Genomic DNA, 9602 nt, shown 5'->3' on the forward strand with positions numbered 1-9602 from the left:
TAAGCCTGAGTGGCATTTTTTATCCAGCCTCTTTACGTGACGTGCAGGATAAATTGCCGTAAATACCCCGAATTTCTCTGTTATTGCAATGAACGGCAATTGGAGGGGCCGAAGGCGCGGCCCCTCCACCCGCGCCCTTGCTTAACACCGTCTGTCCGCTGTGCGGAAATTACTCGGCCCATCCTGGGCCTCGCCCCTTCGAGGCCCAGGGATGGGCTGAGTAACGTTGGCAAAGCCAACCGTCTGATTGGGCAAAGGCGCGGGTTGCCAGGGGCCGCGCCTTCGGCCCCTGGCTCGGTCGAGGTGCAGAAGCTTCATGATGCACCTCTCATTTATCGACCGAAAACTGCACAAATACGTTCAGAAAAACGCTAACTAACCAGCATTACGGCGATGCCGGGGTTTTTCTTGCGTTAAATGGTCGGCTGGTTCACCAGGCCGTCTATCAGCACCTGCGGCGTGCCCTGCGAGCAGCGTTCGATGCGCCCGCGCACGCCGTAGACCCGCGCCAGGCTCTGCGGCGTAATCACCTGCTCCGGCGCACCGTCGGCGATCAGATCGCCATCCTGCAGCATCAGCACGTGGTCGCCGTGGCGCAGCGCGATGTTGATGTCGTGCACTACCACCACCGTCACGATATTGCGCTTGCGGGTTTCACGGCGCACCAAATCCATCACGTGGAACTGATAGTTGAGATCGAGCGCGCTCAGCGGCTCATCCAGCAGCAGCAGCGAGGGCTGACGGATCAGCGACTGCGCCAATCCCACCAGCTGTTTCTGGCCGCCGGACAGTTGATCGAGGTAGCTCAGCGCCAGGTGCGCGATGCCCAACTGCTCCAGCAGGGCCATCACTTCCGCTTCGCTGCCGGCGTTGCTGCGGCCGCCCGAGGCGCGCTGCGCCACGATGATCGACTCCAGCACGTGCAGATGCACCCCGGCGGGCAGCGACTGCGGCAGATAGACCACTTTCTCCGCCCGACGGGCGAACGGCATCTGCATCAGATCGCCGTCGTCCAGCCACAGCTTGCCCTGCGCCGGGTTCAGCCCGGCCAGCGAGCGCAGCAGCGTTGATTTGCCGCTGCCGTTCGGCCCCAGCAGCACGGTAATTTGCCCGCGTGGCAGCATCGGCACCGAGAGATCGTCGATCACCGGGCGCTTCGGGTAGCCCGCCGAGAAGTTTTCTATTCGTAAGCCCTGGATCATACGTTCCCCCGATGGCGCAGAATAATGCTCAGGAAGAACGGCACCCCGACCAGCGACGTGACGATGCCCACCGGAATGATCACCCCGGGCACCAGATTTTTCGACGCCACCGAGGCCATCGACAGCACCAGTGCGCCAATCAGCGCGCTGGCCGGCAGATAGAAACGGTGATCTTCGCCGAAGATCATGCGTGCGATGTGCGGCGCCACCAGGCCGATAAAGCCGATCGGCCCGACGAAGGCCACCGCCAGCGCCGAGAGAATGCTGATGCGCAGCAGCGTGGTCAGCCGCAGACGGCGCACGTCGATGCCGAAGCTCACGGCCCGGTCTTCACCCAGACGCAGCGCGGTCAGTTTCCACGAGCTCATCATCGACAGCGGCAGCAGCACGGCGAATACGCCGAACAGGATGCCCAGCTTGTCCCACGAGGCGCGCGCCAGGCTGCCCATGGTCCAGAACACCAGCCCCTGCAGCGTGTCCTCGCTGGCGATGAACTGCATCATCGATACCAGCGCGTTGAAGGTAAACACCAGCGCGATGCCGAACAGCACCACGCCGGAGGTGGCAACCCGCGTCCAGCGCGTGATGCCGTCGAGCATCAGCGCGGCGAACAGCGCAAAGATAAAGGCGTTGGCGGAGATGAACCACTGATCGGGAATGCCCGGAATGCCGATGCCGAGCACGATCGCCAGCGCGGCGCCAAAGGCCGCGGCGGAAGACACGCCGAGGGTAAAGGGGCTGGCCAGCGGGTTATTCAGGATGGTCTGCATTTCCGCCCCGGCCAGGCCAAGCGCAAAGCCCACCACCACCGCCATCAGCGCGTAAGGCAAGCGGATGTCCCAGACGATCACCCGCGTGCCGGCATCGGCCGCGGCGGGATCGAGCAGCGTTTGCCATAAGGACGACAGCGACAGCCCGGACGGCCCCATGGTGAAATCCAGCAGCAGCGAGCCCAGGATTGCCAGTGCCAACGCGCCCATCATCAACAGGCGATGGCGAAGAATATGCTGATAACGCCCCATCACGCCGGCGTCGGGTTGCCCCTTGGCTTCAGTCGTGGGATCGGTGGATACGCTCATTAGTTAGGATACCTGTTACAACCATCATGACAGCGGCGCGAAAGCGTCCGCCGTAAACCGGAAAGCGCGCGGCGACAGCTTGCGCTCAGCCGTCAACAATAAAGCAAACGATAATACTTATCAATCATATCAATAGGTGAAAACGGCGTTATGAAAATGTAATAAATTGTTTTCTATCGCCATTTTTCATCCCCTCGCCTTTACCCCGCCAACGGCCATTAGGTTCATTATTCTGAAAGTTATTCCTGATCCGACCAGACTCTGACAAATAACGAAAAAACCACTTAGAATCCAAAACCACAGCACCGCGCGTGCAAAAAACCTTCAGGCCGCCGCAAGAGCGGCCTTTATTGACGAGGCTGTAATGAGAAGTCCATCTCCGGCGGTAACGCCCAAACGCCCGGCGCTGCTGAACTGGCTGTTGTACAGCCCGCTGCACGCCGACGACGAGCCGTTTCAACGCCAGCTGCGGCTCACGCTGACGCCCTCTCCCCTCACCCCCTGGCTGAATGCCGTAGGGCCGGCGGCGCTGTTGGTGGGGTACGCCTGGCTGAACCAGCGGCTGGTCGGCATCGGTTTGCTGCTGCTGCTGTTGCTGTTAACCGCCGGACGCGCCGGGTTGGCGCAGCGGCGCCAACCCGCCTGGCCGGACGCCATGCTGGTGACGGTGCTGCTGTGGATGCTGCTGGTCGGCGCCAGCGCCGCGCTGGCGATGCTGTCAGGCCGCTTCGTTTTAATCCTGTTCGCCGGGCTGACGATCACCGCTCTGGCCTGCTGGCTGATGCAGCGCCACGCCGCCGCGCCGCGCTTCGCGCTGCTTGAGGTGATCGCGTTGACGCTGCCCTACCTGCTGGCGGCGCCACTGTCGCGCGTGCAAAACCTGTTTGTCCTGGCGGACCTCGCGCCGCTGTGGCTGGTGCTGGCCCATGGCATGATCGCTCGCTACCACCGCCAGCGGGTACAGCACGTCACGCTGGCTTGGGAGAAGCAGCAGGCGTCGCACCGCGATCGCCTGACCGGCTTCCTCAACCGAGCGGGCGGCGAGGTGGTGATGCGCAGCATCTGCCGCCCCGCAGCGGCGCAGACGATCTCCCACCTGTTCATTCTTGAGTTCGGTCCGCTGGCTGCGCTCTACCAAAGCCACGGCGTCCAGATTGGCGATGACGTGCTGCGCACCGTCGGCGAGCGCCTCAAGACGCTGATCCGCCCCAGCGACTATGTCTGCCGCTATACCGGCGGCCTGTTTTTGATACTGGTGCACGATCTGCCCTACGGCGCGGAAAGCGAGTTCCTGGCGCGCATCGTGCCGCCGCTGGAGGCGCCCTACGATTTTGGCGCGTTCGGCGAGGTGAACATGCAGCTCAACGCCGGCATTTTGGCGCTGACGCAGGATTATGCGACGGTGGAAGATTTGATGAGCTCGGCGCAGCAGGCGCTGGCGGAAGCCAAAGGCGGGAAAAAGTAAAACCACACGCGGCGGGAACCCCCGCCGCGTCTCACTCGCCGAAAATTACTTCACGTCCATCTTCGGGAATTCCATTTCGCTGTACTTCACGACGCGGGTGCCGCGCGACAGCTTGTAACCGAACCAGATCAGCAGGAACAGCGGAATGCCGATGTAGGTCGCGGTCACGCCGTACCAGTCGATCTTGTCTTGCAGGAAGGCCTGGTAGTTCTGGCCCAGGGTAATGATCAGGCACAGCACGAAGGCGAAGATCGGCCCCAGCGGGAAGAACCCGGAACGGTACGGCAAGTCGTTCAGATCGCGCCCCTGCAGCATGTAACCGCGACGGAAGCGATAGTGGCTGATGGCGATGCCCAACCAGGCGATGAAACCGGTCATGCCCGAGGTATTCAGCAGCCACAGGTAAACCGACTGGTTACCGAACATCGACGTCAGGAAGCACAGCCCGGCCACCACGCAGGTCGCGTACAGCGCGTTGCGCGGCACGCCGCCTTTCGACAGCTTGGCGAAGATGCGCGGCGCCTTGCCTTCTGACGCCAGGGTGAACAGCATGCGGGTAGAGGCATACATGCCCGAGTTACCGGCCGACAGCACCGCCGTCAGGATCACCGCGTTCATCACCGCCGCCGCCGACAGCAGGCCGGCATGCTGGAACACCAGGGTAAACGGGCTGACGCTGATGTCCTTCACGTCGTTGCGCAGCAGGCTCGGATCGGTGTACGGAATGATCAGGCTGATGATCAGAATGGCGAAGATATAGAACAGCAGGATACGCCAGAACACCTGACGCACCGCGCGCGGGATGTTTTTACCCGGGTTTTCCGATTCGCCGGCCGCGATGCCGATGAGCTCAGTACCCTGGAACGAGAAGCCGACGATCATGGCCACGCCGATCATCGCCGAGAAGCCACCGGCGAACGGCGCGTCCCCTATCGTCCAGTTCTGCCAGCCGGCGTGCTCGCCGCCCTTCAGAATGCCGACGATCATCAGCACGCCGACGGCGATGAAGATAATCACGGTGCTGACCTTGATCAGCGCGAACCAGTATTCCGCCTCGCCGAACCCTTTCACCGAAATGTAGTTCAGCAGGAACATCAGGCCGAGGAACAGCGCGCTCCAGATCCAGCCGGGGGTGTCCGGGAACCAGTAGCTCATCACCAACTGCGAGGCCACCAGGTCAACGGCGATGGTCACCGCCCAGTTGTACCAGTAGTTCCAGCCCAGCGCGAAGCCGAAGCCTTCTTCCACGTATTTGGCGCCGTAGGTGGAGAATGAACCGGAGACCGGCATAAAGGCCGCCAGTTCGCCCAGGCTGGTCATCAGGAAGTACACCATCAAACCGATCAGCGCGTAAGACAGCAGTGCTCCGCCGGGGCCTGCCTGAGAAACCGTGGCGCCGGAGGCGACGAACAGGCCGGTGCCGATGGAGCCACCGATGGCGATCATGGTCAAATGCCGGGCTTTCAGCTCGCGGCGCAATCCGGGTGCTTGCTGCCCCGATGTTTTTATATCCTGCTGAGCCATTCGTACCCTATCTGCTCTTTGAAAAATGAGGGCGGATTGTAACAAATACCCGCCGGTGAACTAGCAACATTGCACTGATATAAGATAGCTTCATAATTCAGAGGCAATTATTAGCCGCGGCCCTTATGGCCTTACTTACTCTCATTAATGTGAGCGCGCGCAGGTTTTTATGCTTTTTCCGGCCTGCGCGGCAGCAGAGGGCGTGACGCGCTGCCGATTACAGCGCGCAATAGCTGAGAAAACGCTGTAATGCGTTGGAAATGTGCTTTTGCCGATGGCGGATCAGGTACAGGGTGCGCCGCAGCGGCGGCAGCGGTACCGGCAGTTCTACCAGCGCGCCGCTGGCCAGCTGTTCCGCCACCACCCGCCGCGACAGGCAGCTGATGCCGATGCCGTGCCGCACCGCGTGCTTGATAGCCTCCGAGTTGCCGAGCTCCATCACCAGCTGGAAGTGCGGCAGGTGCGCCAACAGCAGATGATCCAGCACCTCGCGGGTGCCCGAACCGCGCTCGCGCAAGATCCACGGCGCATTGGCCAACGCCTCCAGCGTCGGCGGTTGATGGGCCAGCGGGTTGTCCGGCGCGGCGAACACCACCAGCTCGTCCTCCAGCCACGGCTGCGTCACCAGCTCCGGCATATGGCAAGGCCCTTCGATCAGCCCCAGATCGACGCGGAAATCCGCCACCGCCACGATCACGTCCTGGCTGTTGCCGACGTTCAGCTCCAGCGGCGTGGCCGGAAAATCCCGGCGGTAACGGGCGATCATCTCCGGCAGCATGTAGTTGCCGATGGTGCTGCTGGCGGCGATGCGCAGCGCCCCGCCGTCATGACGAAACAGCTGCTCGATCTCCCCCGCCTGCTCCAGCAGCGCCAGCGCCTTGGGATACAACAACCGGCCGTGCTCGTTGATCACCAGCCGTTTGCCGACGCGATCGAACAGCTGCACGCCCAGTTGCCCCTCCAGATCCGCCAGCGCCGCGCTGACCGCCGACTGCGACAGCGCCAGCACCACCGAGGCCTGAGTGGTCGAACCGCTTTTCAGCACTTCGGTGAAGACTTCCAGTTGACGCAACGTGATATGCATAGCCGTCCCGGTAGTGAAAAAGGGTTCTGCCAGAGAACCGCAAAATGATGTCAATATGATGTGGGTAGCCCGGCGAGGCTACCCGGTTTACAGCCAATTCGGCGCGTTACTTGCCCAAGGCGACCAGCTGCGCCGCCGCAGCCAGCACCGCCTCGCGCGGCGTGCCGGCTTCGTCCCGCTGTATTAATTGCAGCATCGCCACCAGGCGATCGCGATCGACCACCTTGTTTTCTTCAATCAACCGCCGCACCGCGCGCCCCACTTCCTGGTCTATCTGCTCTCTGCGTTGATCGTCGGTATCCATCGCCTGCTCCTGTTCAGTTGGAAAGTTGACGGCGGCTCGCCGCTCCTCCTCACCCTAGCCGCAATGCGGCTTTATGCCAATGCCTGACGCCATACCACTTATTCAGATAGGTTATAAATATATAATCAATTTCTCTTTTATTCAGCCCAAACGTACTCTTAGCAGCAAGAAACAGACTGAAGGACTGACTTTTATGGCGACTGATACCACTCACACTTATCCCGAGCGACGCTTTCCGCTGTTCGGCCTGCCGCGCCTGGTACCGGGGCTGGCGCTGACCGGCGCGCTCACCGCGCTGGCCGTCTGGGCCGGCGACATTCCCTGGGTGGCGGAGCTGGGCCTGGGGGCGCTGACGCTGGCGATCCTGTTCGGCATTCTGGTGGGCAACACGCTGTATCCCCGCTGGCAAACCGTTTGTCACGGCGGCGTGCAGCTGGCCAAACAACGCCTGCTGCGTCTGGGCATTATCCTTTACGGATTCCGCCTGACCTTTCAGCAGATCGCCGACGTAGGCGCCAGCGGCATCATCATCGATGCGCTGACCCTGACCACCACCTTCCTGCTGGCCTGCTGGCTTGGCAAGAAAGTGTTCGGCATCGACAGCCAAACCGCGATGCTGATCGGTGCCGGCAGCAGCATTTGCGGCGCGGCGGCGGTGATGGCCACCGAGCCGGTGCTGAAGGCCGACTCCAGCAAAGTGGCGGTGGCGGTCTCGACCGTGGTGGTGTTCGGCACCCTGGCGATCTTCGCCTACCCATGGCTGTATCAGCTGAACGAACACTTCCAGTGGCTGCCGTTCAGCCAGGAAACCTTCGGCATCTACGCCGGCTCCACCATCCACGAAGTGGCTCAGGTGGTCGCCGCCGGGCACGCCATCGGGCCGGACGCCGAAAATGCGGCGGTGATCGCCAAGATGATCCGCGTGATGATGCTGGCGCCGTTCCTGCTGCTGCTGTCGGGCTACATCAGCCGCGGCGGCGCAGGCAAGGCGGAAAAATCCGCCATCACCATTCCGTGGTTTGCCGTGCTGTTTATCGCCGTCGCCGGGCTGAACTCCTTCAACCTGCTGCCGGCCACGCTGGTGCGCCACCTGATCACCGCCGACACCTGGATGCTGGCGATGGCGATGGCGGCGCTGGGCTTGACCACCCACATCAGCGCCGTGCGCCAGGCCGGGATGAAACCGATTCTGTTGGCCACGCTGCTGTTCGTTTGGCTGCTGGTCGGCGGCGGCGCGATAAACCAGCTGGTGCAACACTGGCTCTAATCATCCCCTTCAGCGGCCCGCTTCGGCGGGCCGCCGCTTTTCATCATTCAATCCGCCCGCCATCAATGCCATAATGTCACCGATAACACAGGAGAATGAAGATGAAGTTTGTCGGTGCACATGTCAGCGCGTCAGGCGGCGTGGATCAGGCGGTTATCCGCGCGCACGAATTGGAGGCGACCGCGTTCGCCCTGTTCACCAAAAATCAGCGTCAATGGAAGGCCGCGCCGCTGGCCGCCGACGTGATCGATAAGTTCAAGAGCGCCTGCGCGCAGTATGGCTTCGGGCCGGGGCAGATCCTGCCGCACGACAGCTACCTGATCAACCTGGGCCACCCGGTGGCCGAGGCGTTGGAAAAATCGCGCGAGGCGTTTATCGACGAGTTGCAGCGCTGCGAACAGCTGGGGCTGACGCTGCTGAACTTCCACCCGGGCAGCCACCTGCTGCAAATCGATGAAGACAAGTGCCTGGCGCGCATCGCCGAATCGATCAACATCGCGCTGGATAAAACCGCCGGCGTGACGGCGGTGATCGAAAACACCGCCGGCCAGGGCAGCAACCTGGGCTTCAAATTCGAACATCTGGCGGCGATCATCGACGGCGTGGAAGACAAGAGCCGCGTCGGCGTTTGCATCGACACCTGCCACGCCTTCGCCGCCGGGTACGATCTGCGTACCGAAGAAGAGTGCGAACGCACTTTTAAGCAGCTTGGCGACATCGTCGGTTTCAACTACCTGCGCGGCATGCACCTGAACGACGCCAAGAGCGAGTTCAACAGCCGCGTCGACCGCCACCACAGCCTGGGAGAGGGCAACATCGGCAAAACGGTGTTCAGCTACATCATGCGCGATCCGCGTTTCAACAATATCCCGCTGATTCTGGAAACGGTAAATCCGGATATCTGGGCGGAAGAGATCGCCTGGCTGAAGGCGCAGCAGTAACCCACCTCTGGCCGCTCGCCTAGGCGCGAGCGGTTTCCCCCACCGCGTGCTCCGCCGCCAACATGGCGCTGAACTGGCGCAGCGTCTCTTCATCCAGGCCCGCAGCGCTGAACACGGCGGCGGTAAAGCTGACCGGCGCCGATCCCGGAGCCGTAATGACACGGTCATCCACGACGGCGGCGGCGCTCGCAACGAAATGGCGCTGCCCGGTGTAGCCCTCAGCATGGCGCGTCAAAAACCCGGCGTCGTTGGAAGTATGCGCCCTGCCGTTCAACAGGCCGGCCCGCGCCAACGCCAACGTTCCACCGCAAATGCCCGCCAGGGTCGCGCCGCGTTGAAACTGCTCGTTGAGCAACGCGCTGATATCCGGCGCCCGTTCGGTTTCCCACTGAGTGCCGCCGACCACCACCAGCACCTCGGGGCGCCAATCCGCCAATTCGGCCACGCTTTTTTCAACCTCTACCGTCAGCCCGCCCTGCGAGCGAAACGTTCCGACCTGCGGCGCAAAAAACGCTACCTCCAGCCCATAAAACGGGCCGCCAACGCCGGCAATCAGCGCGTATTCCCAATCGGCGAAACCGGATGCCAGTACGATCGCCACTTTTTTAGCCACGGATGAATCTCCTTGAGTCATTCCTTGTTCGCATGAACAAAGTCGCGCTGTCAGCTTAGAAAGCGTTGTGGCTTTTGGCCAGGGGTAAATCGTGCTAACTGCCTCAACCACAAGTAAAAGACC

Annotated in this window: 9 protein-coding genes; 3 read left to right on the plus strand and 6 right to left on the minus strand. The window is 62.0% G+C overall.

Annotated elements, in window-relative coordinates; all coding sequences use genetic code 11:
- Positions 1 to 413: 413 nt before the first annotated feature.
- Positions 414 to 1202 carry an ABC transporter ATP-binding protein gene (locus HMPREF3138_RS13245; RefSeq protein WP_038877856.1) on the minus strand — a complete coding sequence of 263 codons (789 nt, stop codon included), beginning with the start codon at positions 1200 to 1202 and terminating at the stop codon, positions 414 to 416.
- Entirely contained in the window at positions 1199 to 2281 is a 1083-nt protein-coding gene (locus HMPREF3138_RS13250) for a FecCD family ABC transporter permease (RefSeq protein WP_038877855.1), read from the minus strand. Before HMPREF3138_RS13250 ends, HMPREF3138_RS13245 begins: the two co-directional genes overlap by 4 nt.
- 364 nt (positions 2282 to 2645) lie before the next feature.
- On the opposite strand from HMPREF3138_RS13250, the gene HMPREF3138_RS13255 reads away from it, so the two are divergent.
- Entirely contained in the window at positions 2646 to 3746 is a 1101-nt protein-coding gene (locus HMPREF3138_RS13255; protein WP_038877854.1) for a GGDEF domain-containing protein, read from the plus strand.
- 45 nt (positions 3747 to 3791) lie between these two features.
- On the opposite strand, the gene HMPREF3138_RS13260 is transcribed toward HMPREF3138_RS13255, so the two are convergent.
- The 3 genes from HMPREF3138_RS13260 to HMPREF3138_RS13270 all read right to left on the minus strand — a co-directional run bounded on the left by HMPREF3138_RS13260 (position 3792) and on the right by HMPREF3138_RS13270 (position 6658).
- Positions 3792 to 5270, minus strand: coding sequence for an amino acid permease (locus tag HMPREF3138_RS13260; protein WP_025160186.1), 1479 nt, complete (start codon positions 5268 to 5270; stop codon positions 3792 to 3794).
- 217 nt (positions 5271 to 5487) lie between these two features.
- Complete coding sequence (gene yieE / locus HMPREF3138_RS13265) at positions 5488 to 6354, minus strand: DNA-binding transcriptional regulator YeiE (protein ID WP_038877850.1); 867 nt, start codon at positions 6352 to 6354, stop codon at positions 5488 to 5490.
- 106 nt (positions 6355 to 6460) lie between these two features.
- Entirely contained in the window at positions 6461 to 6658 is a 198-nt protein-coding gene (locus HMPREF3138_RS13270) for a hypothetical protein (protein ID WP_038877849.1), read from the minus strand.
- A gap of 193 nt (positions 6659 to 6851) precedes the next feature.
- Here HMPREF3138_RS13270 and HMPREF3138_RS13275 point away from each other — a divergent pair, with 193 nt between their 5' ends.
- Both HMPREF3138_RS13275 and nfo read left to right on the plus strand, forming a co-directional pair.
- Positions 6852 to 7925: a YeiH family putative sulfate export transporter gene (locus tag HMPREF3138_RS13275; RefSeq protein ID WP_038877848.1), complete on the plus strand. Its 1074-nt coding sequence runs from the start codon at positions 6852 to 6854 to the stop codon at positions 7923 to 7925.
- Between the two features lie 101 nt (positions 7926 to 8026).
- Positions 8027 to 8866 (plus strand): deoxyribonuclease IV, encoded by an 840-nt coding sequence (gene nfo / locus HMPREF3138_RS13280; protein ID WP_038877847.1) that lies wholly within the window; start codon positions 8027 to 8029, stop codon positions 8864 to 8866.
- Positions 8867 to 8885: 19 nt separating this feature from the next.
- On the opposite strand, the gene HMPREF3138_RS13285 is transcribed toward nfo, so the two are convergent.
- Complete coding sequence (locus tag HMPREF3138_RS13285; protein ID WP_080213363.1) at positions 8886 to 9479, minus strand: DJ-1/PfpI family protein; 594 nt, start codon at positions 9477 to 9479, stop codon at positions 8886 to 8888.
- Between the last annotated feature and the right edge of the window lie 123 nt (positions 9480 to 9602).

Origin of the sequence: Serratia sp. HMSC15F11, from assembly GCF_001808215.1 — a bacterium.
GTDB classification, from domain to species: Bacteria; Pseudomonadota; Gammaproteobacteria; order Enterobacterales; family Enterobacteriaceae; genus Serratia; species Serratia nevei.

Excerpts from the sequence above, each read along its gene's own strand:
- HMPREF3138_RS13245 (WP_038877856.1), bottom strand. The coding sequence starts at position 1,202 with ATGATCCAGGGCTTACGAATAGAAAACTTCTCGGCGGGCTACCCGAAG.
- HMPREF3138_RS13250 (WP_038877855.1), bottom strand. The coding sequence starts at position 2,281 with ATGAGCGTATCCACCGATCCCACGACTGAAGCCAAGGGGCAACCCGAC.
- HMPREF3138_RS13255 (WP_038877854.1), top strand. The coding sequence starts at position 2,646 with ATGAGAAGTCCATCTCCGGCGGTAACGCCCAAACGCCCGGCGCTGCTG.
- HMPREF3138_RS13260 (WP_025160186.1), bottom strand. The coding sequence starts at position 5,270 with ATGGCTCAGCAGGATATAAAAACATCGGGGCAGCAAGCACCCGGATTG.
- yieE (WP_038877850.1), bottom strand. The coding sequence starts at position 6,354 with ATGCATATCACGTTGCGTCAACTGGAAGTCTTCACCGAAGTGCTGAAA.
- HMPREF3138_RS13270 (WP_038877849.1), bottom strand. The coding sequence starts at position 6,658 with ATGGATACCGACGATCAACGCAGAGAGCAGATAGACCAGGAAGTGGGG.
- HMPREF3138_RS13275 (WP_038877848.1), top strand. The coding sequence starts at position 6,852 with ATGGCGACTGATACCACTCACACTTATCCCGAGCGACGCTTTCCGCTG.
- nfo (WP_038877847.1), top strand. The coding sequence starts at position 8,027 with ATGAAGTTTGTCGGTGCACATGTCAGCGCGTCAGGCGGCGTGGATCAG.